At 64.7% G+C, this 16,904-nt stretch carries 21 protein-coding genes; 15 read left to right on the top strand and 6 right to left on the bottom strand.

Going from position 1 to position 16,904, the window contains the following annotated elements:
* From VF515_12825 to VF515_12815, 3 genes are all read right to left on the bottom strand, one after another.
* A partial coding sequence (locus VF515_12825) for a DedA family protein (GenBank protein HEX7408520.1) occupies positions 1–542 on the bottom strand: 542 nt, incomplete at its 3' end.
* Between the two features lie 125 nt (positions 543–667).
* Complete coding sequence (locus VF515_12820) at positions 668–1,366, bottom strand: HAD family hydrolase (protein ID HEX7408519.1); 699 nt, start codon at positions 1,364–1,366, stop codon at positions 668–670.
* Positions 1,367–1,427: 61 nt separating this feature from the next.
* On the bottom strand, positions 1,428–2,702 hold the full coding sequence (locus VF515_12815) for an MFS transporter (protein ID HEX7408518.1): 1,275 nt from the start codon (positions 2,700–2,702) through the stop codon (positions 1,428–1,430).
* 377 nt (positions 2,703–3,079) lie between these two features.
* Between VF515_12815 and VF515_12810 the strand changes: the two genes are divergently transcribed.
* The 5 genes from VF515_12810 to VF515_12790 all read left to right on the top strand — a co-directional run bounded on the left by VF515_12810 (position 3,080) and on the right by VF515_12790 (position 7,281).
* Positions 3,080–3,760, top strand: a complete 681-nt coding sequence (locus VF515_12810) for a transposase (GenBank protein ID HEX7408517.1) — start codon at positions 3,080–3,082, stop codon at positions 3,758–3,760.
* Between the two features lie 950 nt (positions 3,761–4,710).
* Positions 4,711–4,866 carry a hypothetical protein gene (locus VF515_12805; GenBank protein HEX7408516.1) on the top strand — a complete coding sequence of 52 codons (156 nt, stop codon included), beginning with the start codon at positions 4,711–4,713 and terminating at the stop codon, positions 4,864–4,866.
* Complete coding sequence (locus tag VF515_12800) at positions 4,863–5,534, top strand: PAS domain-containing protein (protein HEX7408515.1); 672 nt, start codon at positions 4,863–4,865, stop codon at positions 5,532–5,534. Before VF515_12805 ends, VF515_12800 begins: the two co-directional genes overlap by 4 nt.
* Positions 5,535–5,549: 15 nt before the next feature.
* A complete protein-coding gene (locus VF515_12795) occupies positions 5,550–6,416 on the top strand; it encodes an ATP-binding protein (GenBank protein ID HEX7408514.1) in 867 nt (288 codons plus the stop codon).
* 355 nt (positions 6,417–6,771) lie between these two features.
* Positions 6,772–7,281, top strand: a complete 510-nt coding sequence (locus VF515_12790) for a response regulator (GenBank protein HEX7408513.1) — start codon at positions 6,772–6,774, stop codon at positions 7,279–7,281.
* 265 nt (positions 7,282–7,546) lie between these two features.
* On the opposite strand, the gene VF515_12785 is transcribed toward VF515_12790, so the two are convergent.
* Together VF515_12785 and VF515_12780 are read right to left on the bottom strand one after the other, a co-directional pair.
* The gene (locus VF515_12785) at positions 7,547–7,774 is read right to left on the bottom strand and encodes a PIN domain-containing protein (GenBank protein HEX7408512.1); all 228 of its coding nucleotides are present in this window, start codon (positions 7,772–7,774) and stop codon (positions 7,547–7,549) included.
* Positions 7,771–8,088, bottom strand: a complete 318-nt coding sequence (locus VF515_12780) for a hypothetical protein (protein ID HEX7408511.1) — start codon at positions 8,086–8,088, stop codon at positions 7,771–7,773. Before VF515_12780 ends, VF515_12785 begins: the two co-directional genes overlap by 4 nt.
* 434 nt (positions 8,089–8,522) lie before the next feature.
* On the opposite strand from VF515_12780, the gene VF515_12775 reads away from it, so the two are divergent.
* The 10 genes from VF515_12775 (at position 8,523) to VF515_12730 (ending at position 16,092) form a co-directional block, all read left to right on the top strand.
* Positions 8,523–8,768, top strand: a complete 246-nt coding sequence (locus VF515_12775; protein HEX7408510.1) for a hypothetical protein — start codon at positions 8,523–8,525, stop codon at positions 8,766–8,768.
* Positions 8,765–9,202, top strand: coding sequence for a PIN domain-containing protein (locus VF515_12770; protein ID HEX7408509.1), 438 nt, complete (start codon positions 8,765–8,767; stop codon positions 9,200–9,202). Before VF515_12775 ends, VF515_12770 begins: the two co-directional genes overlap by 4 nt.
* Positions 9,203–9,228: 26 nt before the next feature.
* Positions 9,229–9,465, top strand: a complete 237-nt coding sequence (locus VF515_12765) for a ribbon-helix-helix protein, CopG family (GenBank protein HEX7408508.1) — start codon at positions 9,229–9,231, stop codon at positions 9,463–9,465.
* Between the two features lie 516 nt (positions 9,466–9,981).
* Positions 9,982–10,368: a nucleotidyltransferase domain-containing protein gene (locus VF515_12760; protein HEX7408507.1), complete on the top strand. Its 387-nt coding sequence runs from the start codon at positions 9,982–9,984 to the stop codon at positions 10,366–10,368.
* Complete coding sequence (locus tag VF515_12755) at positions 10,361–10,780, top strand: DUF86 domain-containing protein (protein HEX7408506.1); 420 nt, start codon at positions 10,361–10,363, stop codon at positions 10,778–10,780. The genes VF515_12760 and VF515_12755 overlap by 8 nt, the downstream gene beginning before the upstream one ends.
* A gap of 506 nt (positions 10,781–11,286) precedes the next feature.
* Positions 11,287–13,305, top strand: coding sequence for a transketolase (gene tkt / locus VF515_12750; GenBank protein ID HEX7408505.1), 2,019 nt, complete (start codon positions 11,287–11,289; stop codon positions 13,303–13,305).
* Positions 13,306–13,466: 161 nt separating this feature from the next.
* Positions 13,467–14,465, top strand: coding sequence for a phosphotransferase family protein (locus tag VF515_12745; protein ID HEX7408504.1), 999 nt, complete (start codon positions 13,467–13,469; stop codon positions 14,463–14,465).
* A gap of 12 nt (positions 14,466–14,477) precedes the next feature.
* On the top strand, positions 14,478–14,942 hold the full coding sequence (locus VF515_12740; protein HEX7408503.1) for a hypothetical protein: 465 nt from the start codon (positions 14,478–14,480) through the stop codon (positions 14,940–14,942).
* 14 nt (positions 14,943–14,956) lie between these two features.
* Positions 14,957–15,118 carry a hypothetical protein gene (locus tag VF515_12735; protein ID HEX7408502.1) on the top strand — a complete coding sequence of 54 codons (162 nt, stop codon included), beginning with the start codon at positions 14,957–14,959 and terminating at the stop codon, positions 15,116–15,118.
* On the top strand, positions 15,118–16,092 hold the full coding sequence (locus VF515_12730) for a zinc-binding dehydrogenase (protein HEX7408501.1): 975 nt from the start codon (positions 15,118–15,120) through the stop codon (positions 16,090–16,092). Before VF515_12735 ends, VF515_12730 begins: the two co-directional genes overlap by 1 nt.
* Before the next feature lie 55 nt (positions 16,093–16,147).
* Here the strand turns inward: VF515_12730 and VF515_12725 are convergent.
* Positions 16,148–16,904, bottom strand: a 757-nt coding sequence (locus VF515_12725) for an N-6 DNA methylase (GenBank protein HEX7408500.1), incomplete at its 5' end; no start/stop codon positions are given.

The raw sequence follows: 16,904 nt of genomic DNA, 5'->3' as shown, positions 1-16,904 counted from the left end.
ACCGCGATGTTGCCGAAGAAGTAGCCGCCGAAGATGAAGAGGGCGATCCAGGCAATGCCGCCCACGACGTTGTAGCTGATGAAATGCAGGTACGTCATGCGGCCGATCCCGGCGACGAAAGGCGCGAAGGTGCGGATGATCGGGATGAAGCGCGCCAAGATGATCGTCTTGCCCCCGTGCCGTTCGTAAAACTCGTGAGTGCGGTCCAGGTACTCCTTCTTCATGAAGCGGATCTTTTTCTGCTGAAAGATTTTCGGGCCAATCATGTGTCCTACCCAGTAGTTCACCGTGTCGCCGCCGATCGCGGCGATGCTGAGCAGGAGGAACAAGGGCTGAACTTGTAGCGCGCCGCTGGCGGCGAAGGCGCCGGCGGCAAACAGCAGGGAGTCTCCCGGCAGGATCGGCGTCACCACCAATCCCGTCTCGCAGAAGACGATGAGAAAGAGGATCAGATAGGTCCACATGCCGTACATCTGGATCACGACGCTCAGGTGTCGGTCGAGATGTAAGAAGTAGTCGATGAACATGTGGATCAGGTCCATACTGTCTCCTCAAGCGTCGATGTCGAGAGCCGGTTGCAACAACGTGTTCGGTAGTCCGTAAGCGGCGGAGAGCATATTGCCTGCGGGTTCCTGACCATATGCCATCCGCCGTACGCCGTATGCTACTAGCGTGGAACGTCGACCTTCTCTAGTGTCCGCAGGAAGGCGTCGAAATCGCTGAAGTCTGGCAGGACTTCGCCGGCTCCTTCGTGGCGCAGCAGCTCCGCCCGGCGCCCGGCCCCCACGCCAAGCAAGGGAAACTTGAGCCGCCGCGCGGTCCGTACGTCCCAAGGCGCATCGCCGACACAGACGACCCGGCTGAAAGTCTCTTGACCGTAACGCAGTCGTGCGCGCTGCAGGGCAAGCGTAACGATGCCATCACGCGACATGCTGTCATCCGCGAATGCCGCTGGAAGGTGGGCGGCCTCCAGCTTGGCGGCACTCAATTTCAGCAGGGCGGAGGCTTGCCAGCTGCCGGTGGCGAGTGCCGCCGCCCAGTGCGGGTGCGCTGTGAGGCGCTCCAGGGCTGCGGCGGCGCCCTCGACCTGGGTGCAGGATTCTGGCCGCTCCTCGATGGCCTGGGCGAGAAGGGCGACGAAGCGGTGCTTGACGCGTTCGATCTCCTCGTCGGACGGGGAACGTCCAAAGTGGTTCTGGAAAATCTCGACGGCGATGCCGGAATCGGTGGCTTGCGTGTACTGCAACCAGTCGTTGTCTATGCTGGTGACGCCGAACTCGTCACGCAGGGCGCGCATGTAGCAAACCTCGTCAACCCGCGTGGTGCGGGTCAATGTGCCGTCGAGGTCGAAGATCACGAGTTGCATAGCGCACACCCAGCCGTGTCAATCGGGACGGGCGGCGGTGTGACACGGAAGGGTACCGGTTTCAATCGGTAATCTCCTGCCCGCGCGTCTCCGGCAGGGTCCACACGACGATTCCCGCGGCCACCGAGAAGGCGGCGGCAAGGGAGATGCCGGCGGACAGATCGGCGCGGCGCGCCACGGCGGTGATGATCAGCGGCGTGAAGAATTGTACGCCCCGGGCCAGGTTGAAAATGGTGCCTACCGCGGTGTTTCGGATCGCGGTCGGAAAGAGCTCGGAGAAGAGCGGACCGAAGGTAGACCACGACCCGGTGCCGACGCCCACCAGCATCATGAACACCAGAATGAGGCCCGGCTGACCGGCGATCGCCGACCAGAACTGGGTGATCATCAGCAAGCCCGCTGCCATGATGATGGTAAAGGCGGTGAACACCGGCTTGCGCCCGAGCCGATCGGCAAGCCAGCCGAAGCAGCCGTAACCGATCAGCTCGCCAGCGACGATGGTCAATATCCACAGACCCGAATCGACGATGCTCAGGTGACGCTCCGTGTTCAGATACGTCGGTAGCCACGAGTAGGTGAACCAGTAGGCCGACATGTTCAGCGCCGTCAGGAGCAGGCAGAAGCCGGCGCGGCGGCGCCACGGTGGCCGTAGTAGAACACGGAAGCCGCTCTCGCCCGATGCAGCGGCCTGCAACTGCCTTTCTTGTTGCGCCTCCCAGATGTCCGACTCTGGCATGTATCGCCGGACCAGGGTTACCAGCAGCGCCGGCAGCGCCGACACCATGAAGGTCAGACGCCAGCCGAATACCGGAGCGAAGAAGCTGCCCATGATTGCCGCCAGTCCGACGCCGAGCGGCGCCCCGGTCTGCATGAGCGCACCGTAATGGCCGCGCTGCTTGGCCGGGAAGGTCTCGCTGATGACGGTCTGCCCGGTCGCCCACTCGCCGCCGACCCCGACGGCGGTGATGATGCGCGCCAGCAACAACGTCGGCAGGTTGATGGCGAGGCCGGAGAGGAACGCGCCCAAGGAATAGCACAGGATCGTCCACTGCAGCACCGTCTTTCGTCCGACACGATCAGCCAGCCGGCCGAAAATCACACCACCCAGGGCCGTGAAGCCCAGCGACACACCCAGGACCAGCGAAGATTGTTCCCGGCTGAAGTTCAGGTCCCGCCCGATGGCAACGAGAAGAAACGAGTACAGGATGAGATCGTAGAAATCGAAAAGCCATCCGGCCCAGCTCAGGACGAGGATGACGTAATGTTGGCGTCCGGGGCGCGCCGCCTGATTCAGACGTGGCTTGTTTGCCGCAGTCGATGCCGGAAGGGGCGACATGCTGGCTGCGCATCTAATTGCATTTGGCGGCGGTGCGCAAGGCCTTGGGGGGAAGCGCTCAGCGGTTCGCGATCGCCTGCATCTGGACGAGGCAGGGTCCTTTTCGGCGCGTGTCGACCGCGTTGAATGGTATGCACCTGTTCAGCTCAAACACCCACCCCAGGTGTCGTTTTGATTTCCGTCTTTTCGTTTAACCAGTAGGGGCGACCGGCCGGTCGCCCTGCGGTCCGAATGACCGATAGCGCCTCCCACCATTCGAAACGCAGCGTCTTGCGCCCGCGGCCTAATCGCCGCGGGCGAGCGGGCGTGGGGGCGACCGCCGGTCGCCGCTACAATATCGTCGGAACATGCGACCGGCCGGCCGCCACCACGGTCGTGTGGATGCGGATCAGCTTGACTTTACTGGCATGTTCCATAGGAATGTATTGATGGTGTGCAGTCGTACGCATCATCGACGTCGGTCGATCCGTCTGCCCGGGTACGATTACGCCAGACCAGGCGCATATTTTGTGACGGTCTGCACCGGGGATCGCGTTTGCCTGTTTGGTACGGTGGTCGACGGAGAGATACGTCTGAACGAAACGGGACAGATGGTTCGGGCTGAATGGATGCGTTCCGTCGAGATTCGCCGCGAAATATCGCTCGACGAATTTGTGGTGATGCCGAATCATCTCCACGGCATCATCTTCATTCACGCAGGTCAAGGCACAGGTGCAACAGACGTGGTGGCGGCAAGCGTAGGGGCGACCGGCCGGTCGCCCGTACAGGCGGCGGTGCGGCGCTGGACCACACGGTCTGGCCCTCCACGCCGATCGCTCGGGTCGTTTGTCGCTGGCTTCAAATCAGCCGCGACGATGCGCATCAACGCGTTGCGTGGACTGCCAGGAATGCCGGTATGGCAGCGGAACTATTACGAGCACGTGATCCGCGATGAATCGGAGCTTCAACGCATTCGCGAATACATTCGGCAGAACCCGTTACAGTGGGCCATCGACCGTGAGAATCCTGAAGCCGCAGCACGCGATGTGCTGGAACCATGGGAACCTCAGGCCCGGTGACACCGGTGTAGGGGCGACCGGCGGGTCGCCCTGCGGTCCGGATAACCGCTGGCGCCTCCCACCATTCGAAACGCAGCGTCTTGCGACCGCAGCCCAATCGCCGCAGGCCAGCGGGCATGGGGGCGACCGCCCGGTCGCCCCTACACAGCTGGTGAATGCGGGACCATCTAGACTTGCAGAGCGAGGAGAAACCAAGTTAGGCCTGAACCGGCAACCCGAATGAAGGCGAAGTCGAAGCAAGGTGTCACAATCCGTGCGCAAGGTCTGGCGGACATGCCGCGCAAACTGCATGCGTCTGATCGTTCGCCCATGCCCGGAGACCGTCAGAGACCAATTGACGAGGAACGTTCCGTAGTGCTCGGAAGCGTGCAGCCTCGGCGGACGCTGCGTCAGGCCTGGTGCACCCGGTGCGCTACGCATCTGCCCGCTCTGAAATGGGGTATCGTTCGTCACTTCCGGAGCAAACATGGTCTGAAGCCGGGTGACGAAGAAATACATGAAGTGCTGCGCAGTGTGGAGTCTGTCTGGTGCACCCGATGTGGGACCAAGCTGCCTGCGCTTCATCGTCTGGTCTTTCGCCATTTCCAACAGGCCCACCGCGTAAAGCCGACGCAAAAGGAGATTGAGTGGGTTCTCATCAATCTCAGAATACGAGGGAGGGCACGCGCGCGACGGGTGCCGAAGAGTGACCCACCTGTGCGAGGGGTACGCCGCCGCGCCCGTTTTGTATCCGGCGGACTTCCGTCATTGGGCAAGAGGCGGTAGAGCTGTGCCTAACACGCCGCTCGATCTGACGGCGGGCACCCGGGGGATTTCGATGACTGAAGCGGTTCGGTTTGCCCGCCGCAGATCAGCGGCATACCGGTAAACACCACCCGTCTTGCGGCGCTGAACTGGCCGGTTGTGAGGTGTCCGCCGAGGTGTGTGCTCGATGAGACGAGCGGAAAGCCATGGAGGAGAGTGGTCTTCACGTACGGGCAATCGATTTCCGCGGGGTGTTTCTGATGGGCGTTGACGGCGGTGCCTGCGCCCCATCTCAGGGCAAGGCGGCAGGGAAACCGTGGTGGTTCCGCGTGATCGCGCACGGCGAAGAGGGGCATCGATGAACACCGCGGCGCGCCTGAGGCGGCGGCACGGCGTGCTGCCCCTGGCCGGCGCGTTGGCGCTGGTGGCGAGCGTCGCGTGGCTCGACGACCTGACCGGACCGCATTTTCTGCTGGAGCCGGTGTACTTGATTCCCGTATCGCTCGCTGCCTGGTACTCGGGCCGGCGCAGCGGGGCGATAGTTGCCTGTGCGGCCGCGCTCGCTTGGTTTGTCGCCCAGCTCTCGTCGGCGCCCCAGTTTGCCGATCCGCTGGTGGCGATCTGGAACGGCGCGCTGCACTTGGGGAGCTTCGTGCTCCTCGGTGAATTCGTCTGCCGTTTGCACGCGGCCCGTGCCGACCTGACAGCCAGCGTGACACGAAGAAACGTGGATCTGGCGGAGCAACGGCGTCTGGCCGCACGGGTCGCTGAGGCCATGCCGGCGATCCTCTACATCTGGGACCTCACCACCGAGCGAATCTCCTACATCAATGGCCACGTGACGGCCGTGCTCGGGCTCACGCCCGCCGAGGTTCTGGAAACGGAGCGGGCGGACCTGGCTGCACTTGTCCACCCGGAAGACGCGGCACGCGCCGCCGGCGAGTTCGACCAGGCAGTAGCGAGTCTGGCGGACGCCGATGCGTATGACGTCGATGTGCGCGTCCGCGGCCGCGACGACTCCTGGCACTGACTGGCGATCCGCAACGTGGTGTTCAGCCGCACGGCCGAGGGGCAGCCCGCGCAGGTCCTCGCAGTGGCGCGGGACGTGACGGCTAGCAAGCAACTGGAGGAACACGAACGGCGGCGGCGCGATGAGGTGGCCCGTGCAGAGCGCCTGAGCCTGGCGGACGAGCTGGCGGTCAATCTGGCGCACGAGTTCGGCCAACCGCTCACCGCGATCAGCAGCTATGCCGACAGCTGCGCCATGCGTCTTGAGGACGGCGGTTGCGAGCCGGCCGACTGTTCGTATGCGCTGTCGCAGATCTCGGCGCAGGCGAAGCGCGCCGGCGCCATCATTCGCCGCCTGCGCGAATTCGTGCGCAAGGGCGAGCGCCGGCGCGATCGCGTCGATCTCAACACGGTGATCGAAGAAGCCACCCACTTCTGCGCGCCCGAGGCGCGACAGCGCAACATCACGATCGCCCTCGATCTGCAGCCCGAGCTGCCGCCGGTCGAAGGCGATCCTGTCCAGATCGACCAGGTCATCCTGAACCTGATGCGCAACGGGATCGAGGCGCTGGCCGGCGCCGATGCGACGGAAGGGCTTCCGCCCCGCCTGACCATTCGCACCTCGTCGGCCGACGGTCGCAGCGTCGCGGTGACCGTGCACGACAACGGGAAGGGATTGCCGGCGGAAGACAGCGAGCAAGTGTTCGTTCCATTTTACACCAGCAAGCCGGACGGCATGGGGATGGGTCTGGCCATCAGCCGCTCCATCATCGAGGACCACGGCGGGCGCCTGTGGGCGACGCCCAACGCGGGCCGCGGCACAACATTCCACGTGCACTTGCCGGCTGCAGGGGCGAGCAGCCCGCTGAAAAACGCCACCCCTGCTTCGACGGGCTGCCAATGAACCCGCGCCGTCTCCGTCGCCCAGGGCGTTGCCCTGGGCTCATGGCTTGCCGCCCCTTCGGGGCTGAGACCGCACGGATTGAGATCCTGAAGGACTGCAGCCCCAACGGGGCGGCCATTCATCAGCCCGGGGCATCGCCCCGGGCGGTAGCGTTGCGCGTGAGAACGGTTCATTGGCAGCCCTTCGACGTTGCTCAGGACATGCTTGTCGAAGGGTGCCTCCGGCTTTTTCAACGGGCGCCGAGGGCGACGTCATGACCGAGGCTGGGAAGCAGGCCCCTACCGTCTTCGTCGTGGACGACGACGAGGCGGTGCGCGAGGCCCTGCGGTAGCTGGTCGAGCCCACCGGCTGGCAGGTGGAACTGTTCGCCGGCGCCCGGGCTTTTCTCCGCGCCTACGATGCGGCCCGCCCCGGCTGCTTGGTGCTCGACGTGCGGATGCCGGGGATGAGCGGGCCCGAGTTGCAGGCGGAGCTGGCCGCGCGCGGGATTACGTTGCCCATCATTTTGCTCAGTGCGTACGGAACGGTGCCGGTCGCCGTATCCGCGCTGCGGGCAGGGGCGTTCGACTTCATCGAGAAACCGTACGATGCGCGGCACTTGCTGGCGCGTATTCGGGAGGCGGTGGCCGCTGACCAGCAGGCACGCGAGCAGCGTGCCGCGGGCACGGAAGTCGAGACGCGCCTCTCGCGCCTGACGCCGCGTGAGCGCGAGGTGCTGCGGCGACTCCTGGCGGGGGAGGCGAACAAATGGGTCGCCACTGAGATCGGCATCAGCCCGCGCACGGTCGAGGTCTACCGTGCGCGCATCCTGCATAAACTCGGGGCCAAGTCGATGCTGGAACTTGCCCGGTTGCTGCCGCACTAGCCCCCCTTTCACTCACCTCATCCGTAATCTTACGTAAGGGATTACCGTACGTAAAACATCTAGCTGGTTTCACCGCCACTTGCCGAAGTAGAACATCGTCAAGCAGGCACCGGGAAAAGTGCGCGGGAGTGTGCCGTTGTCGCAGCGCCCGTATCACCAGATGCGGTTGATTGGCCGCCTGGTGGCGAAGGACAACCCGGCCAACATATTTCTGACAAAGGGGAGGACATCATGAGGAAATCGAGTGTAACGGTCGCAGCGTGCGCTACGCTGCTATGGGCTGGGATGGTGGTTCGTCGATCCAGACGATCTTGTACAGATGCAGCTCCCGATCCAGCACGGCAACCTCTCGGCGGTTGCGGCAACCCTCGACCAGCTCCGCCACCGTGACGGCGGAGACCATTCTCTCCGCTGGAGGGACGCGACTGAGAAAACTCCTCGCCTTCGTCGAGCCGCGCAGCAGGTCCACCAGGATGGTCGTGTCGATGATCATCGCGCCGTGCGTTTCTCCATGACGCGGCGACGGATCTCCTCGACGAACGCAACAGGGTCAGCCACCTCTGCACGCTTGGCCCAGAGTCCAAAGGCTGGATGGTGCGTAATCCTCGCCAGCGGCGCACGCTCGCGGGTGGGCTTGGCGCCGCGATGGAGGACGATCACCTCCGCTTCGCCAGGCTCGATCTCCAGCGGGATCGCAAGTGTGAGCCGCCGATCCTTCGGAACGCACACGGTAAACCGCGCGGCCACGAGTTGTTCTTTCGCAGCCCGGCTGGCTGGTGACGATGCACTGGAGCGTGCTGTTTTCATCGGGTTGCCTCCGCCACTGTTTTTACCGCAATCAACTGCCCGATGCGAATCGCAACGCCGTCGGCCCAGAAGACGTCGCCGCGCTTCACCGCCTGCGCCGCCTGCCGCGGGGAGGTGCGATTGCTGCCCGCTCGAGGCCTTCATCGAGGTCGGTCGAGGTCCCTGCCATCTCGGCGGCGTATGTCGCAATCGCCTCGTGCACGGCCTGCCGCGCGTGCTTGTCGAGCCAGCGCAACTCGTTGAACAGACATGGTGTGAGGCACCAAAAGGGCCACCTGTAGGGGCGACCGGCGGTCGCCCCTACGGTTCGGATGACGCCTGGCGCCTCGCATCATTCGAGAGCGCGGATGTAGCCCAGGCACTCGCTGGTCCTTGCCTTTCTTCAACCAAACGCATACCGTTTTGGTATGAGACAAGCGCAACGAGGACTCGGGGTGTCTGAAGCGACTGCCAGAACGATCCGCTTTCCGGCGCGCCTGCGCAGTCGGATCGCCGCCGATGCGCAACGCTGCGGGCGCAGCTTCGAGGCCCAGGTGCTGGCGATTTTGCGCCGGCACTACGGCGAGTCGGTCGACATCGCTCCAACGCCGTCGCTGATTCTGGCCCTCGCCGAAGCCAGCCTGGCCGGCATGTCCGCGCCCGATCACGCCCTCGTCACCGCTCGGCTCGAAGCCGAATGACCGCGAGCGTCGTCGTACTCGACTCGGATACGCTCTCCGAGCTGTCACGCGGCAACCCGAGAGTGCGTGCCCGCGCAGCGGAGTACCTTTCAGAGCACGGCGCCCTCACCATCACCGCCATCAGCGTCTTCGAGCGCCTGCGCGGCTACCGCGAGGCGATTCGGAATGGGAAGCCGTTCGCCGAGCACCTCGGCAGGTTCCAGGCCCTCGTTGCGACGTGTCGGGTCCTGCCGGTCGACGAAGTGGTCGCCGATCACGCCGCGATACTCTGGGCCGGCCTCAGCAAGCGCGCACGCCACGCGCTCGGGGATATCCTGATTGCCGCGACGGCGAGCGCATTTGCGTTGCCGCTGGTGACGCGCAATCGTCGCGACTTCTTTCCAATGACGCAGATCGAAGGTGTTCAGCTCATGTTGACCGACTGGAGTCGGTGACCACTCGGTCCGATTATACTACCGGTATGAAAACTGCGGTATCCATCCCGGATGAGGTGTTTGAGGAGGTGGAACGGCTGGCGCGGCGGATGAAGCGATCGCGCAGCGAGACGTACAGCCGAGCCCTGGCTGAGTACGTGGCCCGTCACGCTCCGAACCGCGTGACGGAGGCTATGAACCGGGCGCTGGCCGAGATCGCCGAACCGACAGACCGCTTCGTGCGCGCCGCGTCCCGGCGTGTCCTGGGGCGCAGCCAATGGTGAGCATCGCGCAGGGCGACGTGTGGTGGGCCGACCTGCCGGCGCCGAGAGGCTCCGCACCGGGCTTTCGTCGTCCCGTCCGGAATCGATGTAGTCCTCGGCCGCTGAGACGCGGTTGTTGATCATCGCGCGGCCGTAGGGGCGACCGGCCGGTCGCCCCTGGGCTTGACGCGCTCCGCCAGGCCGCGATTCACCCAGCTGATGGGCCTCCACCCTGACCCTCCTCCGTGGCCGGAATTGGCCACAGAGGAGGGGACCCATACGCAAGCGATCCTGCGACGGCAATGCAAACGCTGCGGATTCCACGCCCGGCGCGCATGAACCCGACCGCCCCCTTCAGGTTCCCTCCTCCGTGAACATCTCCGTGAACGGAGGAGGGACAGGGTGGAGGCGCGACGGAGCAGGCGCCGTTTGCCGGCGGCTCGCCCCTCCTGTCGTGCGGATGCGGGTCCGCGAGCTTGCCTGCGTTGACGCGGCCGGCCGCTTGGCCAGCCGGAGGGCACATGGTACTGATGGACCATGGATCCACAACCGCAGATCGTGCGGTTGCTGCGGCAGGCGGCCCACGATGCGGATATCCTGGCGGTGATGCTGTACGGAAGCGCCGCACGGGGTGACGCTTCCGCCGCGTCGGATGTCGACGTCTGCCTGGTGCTGACGCGGGAACGACGCACCGCCGCCCAGATGTCGGCGAAGCGGCTGGAGTACTTGGCGGAGGTCGATCTCGATGTTCAGGTGTTTCAGCAGCTACCATTGTACATTCGCCAGCGAGTGCTGAAGGACGGCCGGCTCTTGTTGGTCCGCGACGAAGACCGACTCTACGAGCTGGCGTTCCGAACGATACAGGCCTTCGAGGATTTTCGATCGCGCTACCACGCGTATTTGAATGAGGTAGCGCATGCTTGATCGCGAGCGCATCCTGGCTAAGCTCGACGAGTTGGATGGGTACCTGCGTGAGCTGCGGGAGATCGCGCCGGCGAACATCGCCGACTATCGCAAGGTCGAAAAGAAACGGTCATGTGAACGACTGCTCCAGATCGCCATCGAATGCGTCATCGATGTTGGTAACTTGTTGATCTCCGGGCTGCGACTCGGGTTGCCCGCCGAGGAAGATGACATCCTCGACAAGCTGGAGCGAGCAAGTATCATCTCGGCCGAAATGATTGCGGTGCTCAAGCGGATGAAGGGGTGCCGGAACATCCTCGTGCACGACTACGCCCGCGTGAACGATGAGATCATCTTCGAAGCCGTCAGCAGAAAGCTCGGGGACTTCGATGCGTTCAGGCGCGAGGTGATCTCAGCGCTCGAACGGTATTGACGCGGATACCGCGGCCGGGGCGACCGTTGGCGCCTCCCACCATTCGATACGCACGGTCTTGCGGCGGCAGCCCACTCGCTGCGGGCCAGCGGGCGTGGGGGCAACCGGCCGGTCGCCCCGACACACGATCACCTCATCTTCACCACGTCCACCCGCACGGCGCGGTCAGCTGGTATGGGCTGCCGCATGTGGCCTCCAAATGATTCACAAACAAACCCGTTCATGCCGAGTAGACTTCTTTCCCGATCATCCCGAGTTGCGGCCTTCTTTTGCCCGCGTATCGAGGGACTGGCGGCGTATCGGGGCATTGTTCTGACTTTGACGCGACCCTGGCCGGCCTGTGCGTTGGAGGTGCGTTGGATTGCCAGACGAACGGGTTTGTGCGAACGGAAAGGGGCATGCATGCGCCGTGAGTTCGATTTTGCGGATGGACTGATAGAGCGGTAAGCCATGACTCGGTGCTGACGGTGGATGCGTTGGAAACGGAAGAGGAAAGGGAGAGGCCAGTGACCGCGGCTGAGAGATCACTCGAACAACTGAGTATCAATACGATTCGAACGCTGGCAATCGATGCAGTGCAGAAGGCCAATTCCGGCCATCCTGGCCTTCCCCTGGGCGCCGCGCCGATGGCCTACGCGCTCTGGCAGCGCCACCTGCGCCACAACCCGAAGGACCCGCTCTGGCCGGACCGAGACCGCTTCGTCCTCTCGGCAGGCCATGGCAGTATGCTGCTCTACGCCTTGCTCCACTTGACTGGCTATGACCTCTCCCTGGACGACCTCAAGTCGTTCCGCCAATGGGGCAGCCGCACCCCGGGACACCCGGAGGTGCACCATGAGCGCGGCATCGAAGCGACCACCGGCCCGCTGGGACAAGGGACCGGCAACGCCGTCGGCATGGCCATGGCCGAGCGCGCCCTGGCCCATTACTTCAACCGTCCCGGGCATACGATCGTCGACCACCGGACGTATGCCCTGGTGTCGGACGGCGATCTGATGGAAGGGGTGTCGGCCGAAGCCAGCTCGCTTGCCGGGCACCTGAAGCTCGGCAAGCTCACCTACCTGTACGACTGCAATCACATCTCGCTCGACGGGCCGACCTCACTGACCTTCTCCACCGAGAATGTCGCGGCACGATATGAGGCCTACGGGTGGCAGGTCCTGCGGGTGCAGGACGGCAACACTGACATCGACGGGATCGCCGCCGCCATCGCGGCGGCCGAGGCCGAGACTTCGCGGCCCTCGCTGATCGTCATTCAGACAACGATTGGCTATGGGTCGCCGCACAAGCAGGGCACGGCAGAGGCCCACGGCAGCCCGCTGGGGGTCGAGGAGGTGGCGCTGACCAAGCAGGCCCTTGGCTGGGATCCGGAGAAATTCTTCTACATTCCCGACCAGGTGCTGGCGCATTTTCGCTCGGCCCTGGACCGCGGGGCGCGCCTGCAGGCGGAGTGGCAGCGTCGCTTCGAAGCGTACGCGCGAGCATTTCCGGAGCTGGCGGCGCAGTGGCGGCAGACGATGGGCGGCGAGCTGCCGCAAGGGTGGGACACCGACCTGCCATCGTTTGTGCCCGCGGAGGCGTTGGCGACGCGTCAGGCTGGGGGCAAGGTGATGAACGCCATCGCCAAGCGCGTGCCCTGGCTGATGGGCGGGGATGCCGATTTGTCGGTGTCGACGAGCACGGCGCTGAAGGATGCCGGCTCGTTCGATGGACAGAGCGGGGCAGGGCGCAACATCCACTTCGGCGTGCGCGAGCACGCCATGGGTGCGATTGCGAACGGCATGGCCTACCACGGCGGCCTGCGCCCGTTTGCCTCGACGTTCTTTGTCTTCTCGGACTACATGCGTCCGTCGGTGCGGTTGGCGGCGCTGGGTGGGCTGCCGGTGATCTACGTCTGGACGCACGACTCGATCGCACTGGGGGAGGATGGACCGACGCATCAGCCGGTCGAGCAGCTGATGTCATTGCGGGCCATGCCCAACCTCGCCGTCGTGCGCCCGTGCGATGCCAACGAAACCACTGAGGCGTGGCGTTGGGCCATGATGCAGCGCTCGGGCCCAGTGGCCATCGTCCTGAGCCGGCAGAAGCTGCCCGTGCTCGACCGCGGCAAGCTCGCACCCGCCGCCGGTGTGGCGCACGGAGCCTACGTGTTGGCCGATGCGGCCGGCGGTTCTCCTCAGGCCATCGTCATCGCCACCGGCTCCGAGGTGCACGTGGCCCTGGCGGCGCGCGAGCTGCTCTCGCAAGCGGGCATCCGGACGCGAGTCGTCTCGATGCCGTGTTGGGAAGCCTTTGCGGCGCAGAGCGCGGCGTATCGGGAGTCGGTGTTGCCGGCGTCGGTCACGGCCCGGGTCTCGGTGGAGGCCGGCGTGACGCACGGGTGGTGCCGCTGGGTTGGCGACCAGGGGGTGGCCATCGGCATCGATCGCTTCGGCGCCTCGTCTCCCGGCGAGGTGAACCTGGAAAAGTTCGGCTTCACGGCCGAGCATGTGGCGGCGGCTGTGCGAGAACTCGTGCGCCGGTGAGAGAGTGAGTCGGTGAGCCGGTGAAGCATCGCGTTCGGGATGAGAGGTTGGGGCCGGCGCATCGGTACACCCCTTACGCTGCCATCGGTCAGGTCGAGCACTGACCAGTGCGGTAAGTTTGTGCTGGCCAAACTCGACGGATTCGCGCTATCAGGGGCACCATGGATCGTGACCGTTTAGGAAAATACTTGGCGGCGCAGCTGCCGCAGGCGACGGACATCGTCATCGGACGGCTGGAGCGTACCGGGGGCGGGGCCTCACGGGAAACATGGCTGGTGGATGCGGCATGGACCGAGGCCGGCGCGCGTGCGCTGCGGCCGCTGATCATCCGGCGTGACCCGACGGCCAGCGTATTGGAAACGGATCGGCGTACCGAGTTCGAGGTGCTGCGTGCCGCGCGCGAGATTCCGGTGCCGGTGCCGCGCCTATACTGGCTCGAGGAGGACGGCAGCTGGCTCGAGCGCCCGTTCATGGTGATGGAGCGCGTTCCGGGCGTGGCCCCGAGCGTTGTCTTTTCGGCCACCGAGCCCGACGAGGTCCGGCGTACGATCGCGGCAGAGTATGCCGCCTACCTGGCGCGCATCCATCGAGCCGACTGGCGCAAGCTCGGCCTGGAATTCCTCGGCGTGCCCACCTCGGGCGAGGCGGCAGCGCGTGCGCAGGTCGAATCCTGGGAACGGGAGTACCAGCGCGCCAAGCTCGAGGAGCGGCCAGTACTGGCGATCGCCTTGCATTGGCTGGCTACCCATCTGCCGCAGCGCTCGGAGATCGTCCTGGTCCACGCCGACTACCGCGCCGGCAACTTTCTCTACGATGCGGGTCATATCACCGCGATTCTCGATTGGGAGATGGCCCACCTGGGCGACCCGATGGAAGACCTTGCCTGGTCGGTGCTGAATTTCTGGAGCAGCGCAGGCGTGTGTCAGGGGTTACAGCTGCGTGAGGAGATGATCGCCGCGTACGAGCGTGCCGGAGGGATGCCGGTGAACGCCGAGCGCCTCTTCTTTTATGAGGTGCTGGGCGCCGTGAAGATGGCGGTGGTTTCGCTGACCGGTGTGAAGTCGTTCTGCGAGGGGCGCAACTACGAGTCGGTGTTGGCGCTGGTGGGCTTCATGGTGCCGCGGCTGGAAGCGGATCTGATCGAGAAGCTGCAGATTTAGTGAGGAGTGACGATGCAACCTGGTGCAACCGAGGTTTTGAACGGGGTGAAGGGGATCCTCTTGAACATGCTGCTGCCGGAGCTGCAGACGGACCAGTCGCGGCAGCAGGCAATGTATGCCAGCTTGCTCATCGAGCACGTTATCGCTCGCTGGGAGATCGAGGGTCCGCTGCTGCTGGAGGAGCGGGCGGAGTTGCGGGCGCTGACGATGCAGGCGCTGGCGGTGCTCGGCGATGCCAGCGGCCTGGCGCCACGGCTGCGGGCGGCGCTGCCGGCCACCGACGCGGCGCCGGCGGGACCACGGGCGATCGAGGCTGAGAACGAACGCATGCGCAGCCTGGTGCCGGCACTGGCGCGTGAGGTGTGCGGCGGGCGTGATGAGCGCCTGCTGGAGCTCGATGGCGCTGTCCGGGCTTACACCCGCAACCAGCATCACCGTGACCAGCAGATTGTCCAGGTCGGCGGCCTGGCGTGGTGAGGGGGGGCCGGTGCGTGCCCGTACCGGCGTGGATTCCGGGCTCGCAGGCGGTGCACGGCGAGCCCATCACCATCAATTCACGTGAGGGATGTGTCCACATGGGCGTGCATTTTTACAACACGCGCGAGGAGATCGACCGGGTGTTGAAAGCACTCGAGAGTTGGGGGGATCAGTAATGCGAGCGGTAGAGATGACGCGGATTGGCGGGCCGGAGGTGCTCCGAGTGGTCGACGTCCCGGAGCCGCAGGCCGAACCGGGGTTTGTGCGCGTGCGGAACCGCGCCATCGCGATCAATTTCCACGACATCAACACGCGCCGCGGTGATGAGCCGGACGTCCAGTGTCCGACGATCTTGGGAAGCGATTTCGCCGGCGTCGTGGATGCGGTGGGGGAGGGCGTCGAGCACATCAAGATCGGCGACCGCATCCTCGGCATCAGTATGGGTGGGGCGTATGCCGAAGCGACGCTGGCGATGGGTCCGGTCGCGATTCCGATTCCGGCCGGATTGTCATTCGAATTGGCCGCGTCCTGCCCGGTGGCCGGCCTCACGGCGTACTTCCTTGCCCATCAGGTGGCGCCGGTGAAGGCGGGCGCAACGGCGGTGGTCCACGCCGCCGCCGGCAGCGTCGGCTGCTTCATGGGCGGCTTGCTGCGCCAACTCGGTGCGACCAGCATCGGCCTGGTCAGCTCCGACGAGAAGGCCGAAGTGGCGCGGCGCGCGGGTTACACCCACACGGTGAATTACCGTACGGAAGATCCCGTCGCTCGCGTGATGCAACTCACGGCCGGTGAGGGTGCCAACGTGGTGTACGACTCGGTGGCCGGGCCGCACTTCCAGCGCAGCTTCGACATGACCGCGATCGACGGTACGGTGGTGCTGTTCGGCCACGCCGCCGGAGACCCGCCGCCGGAGTCTTTGCGGAATTGGCTGCGCTCGGGACGCAACCTCGGTTTACGCACCTACTACCTCGGTGCGACCATACAGGCGCATCTCGAATTGATACCCGGTGCCTACGATCACTTGTTCAAGGGCTTGATGTCGGGCGCGATCTATCTGCCCATCGAGACCGTGCCGCTGGTGGAAGCGGCCAAAGCCCACGCCCGCATCGAGCAGCAGCAGACGGTGGGGAAGGTCATCCTGGTGCCGTAAATCCGGCGTGGTGGCGGCGGGATTCTACTCGCGTCGAGTGCAAGACTGCGCCGGCTCAGTTTCGCCCGAGATCTCCCTGAATTGTTTCAAACTGTTCGAGCGCGGCGCGGAGATCCTCGGCGATCTCGGTGGCAATCACGTCGGGATCAGGGAGGTTGTCGGAGCTTTCGAGGCTTTCATCCTTGAGCCAGAAGAGGTCGAGACTCGCCTTGTCTCGTTGCATCAGGTCCTCATAGGAATACGGGCGCCAGCGACCGGTCGGATTGGACTCCGACCACGTAGCAGTACGCTGGTGTCGGTTCTGAGGGTGATAGCAGGCGACGAACTCGTCGAGGTCGGTACGCTTCAGCGTGTTGGTTTTCAGAGTAAAGTGCTGGTTGGTGCGCAGATCGTAGATCCAGAGCTGCTTCGTCCAGGCATCGGCACTGGCGGTTTTGCGCTCGAAGAAGAGGACGTTGGCCTTCACGCCCTGGGCGTAGAAGATGCCCGTTGCCAGCAGGAAGCCGCCGGTGCCACAGGCCGGATCGCAGATGCTCTCGCCCGGCTTCGGCTGCACCACTTCGACGATCGCGGCAATCAGCGGCCGTGGCATGAAGTACTGTCCGGCGCCACCTTTGATGTCTTGCGCGTTCTTCTCCAGCAAGCCTTCGTAGGCGTCGCCCTTCACGTCGGCTTCGAGGCTGGTCCACTGCTCGCGGTCGATCAGGTCGGCGATCAGGCGACGCAGCTTGGCCGGGTCTTGGATCTTATTCTGCGCCTTGCGGAAAATGATTCCCAGCATGCCCTTGCTCTTGCCCAACGTTTCGAGCACG

The organism is Candidatus Binatia bacterium (assembly GCA_036382395.1).
In the GTDB taxonomy this organism is placed as follows: Bacteria; Desulfobacterota; Binatia; order HRBIN30; family HRBIN30; genus JAGDMS01.
Note: the sequence above shows the minus strand (reverse complement) of the source record. Positions and strands in the feature narration are given on the sequence as shown.

What these genes read in the sequence shown, in the direction of transcription:
- VF515_12780 (HEX7408511.1), bottom strand. Translation starts at nt 8,088, where the DNA reads ATGAAAACAGCACGCTCCAGTGCATCGTCACCAGCCAGCCGGGCTGCG.
- VF515_12820 (HEX7408519.1), bottom strand. Translation starts at nt 1,366, where the DNA reads ATGCAACTCGTGATCTTCGACCTCGACGGCACATTGACCCGCACCACG.
- VF515_12785 (HEX7408512.1), bottom strand. Translation starts at nt 7,774, where the DNA reads ATGATCATCGACACGACCATCCTGGTGGACCTGCTGCGCGGCTCGACG.
- VF515_12755 (HEX7408506.1), top strand. Translation starts at nt 10,361, where the DNA reads ATGCTTGATCGCGAGCGCATCCTGGCTAAGCTCGACGAGTTGGATGGG.
- VF515_12760 (HEX7408507.1), top strand. Translation starts at nt 9,982, where the DNA reads ATGGATCCACAACCGCAGATCGTGCGGTTGCTGCGGCAGGCGGCCCAC.
- VF515_12740 (HEX7408503.1), top strand. Translation starts at nt 14,478, where the DNA reads ATGCAACCTGGTGCAACCGAGGTTTTGAACGGGGTGAAGGGGATCCTC.
- VF515_12770 (HEX7408509.1), top strand. Translation starts at nt 8,765, where the DNA reads ATGACCGCGAGCGTCGTCGTACTCGACTCGGATACGCTCTCCGAGCTG.
- VF515_12815 (HEX7408518.1), bottom strand. Translation starts at nt 2,702, where the DNA reads ATGTCGCCCCTTCCGGCATCGACTGCGGCAAACAAGCCACGTCTGAAT.
- VF515_12805 (HEX7408516.1), top strand. Translation starts at nt 4,711, where the DNA reads ATGGAGGAGAGTGGTCTTCACGTACGGGCAATCGATTTCCGCGGGGTG.
- VF515_12730 (HEX7408501.1), top strand. Translation starts at nt 15,118, where the DNA reads ATGCGAGCGGTAGAGATGACGCGGATTGGCGGGCCGGAGGTGCTCCGA.
- VF515_12765 (HEX7408508.1), top strand. Translation starts at nt 9,229, where the DNA reads ATGAAAACTGCGGTATCCATCCCGGATGAGGTGTTTGAGGAGGTGGAA.
- VF515_12745 (HEX7408504.1), top strand. Translation starts at nt 13,467, where the DNA reads ATGGATCGTGACCGTTTAGGAAAATACTTGGCGGCGCAGCTGCCGCAG.
- VF515_12800 (HEX7408515.1), top strand. Translation starts at nt 4,863, where the DNA reads ATGAACACCGCGGCGCGCCTGAGGCGGCGGCACGGCGTGCTGCCCCTG.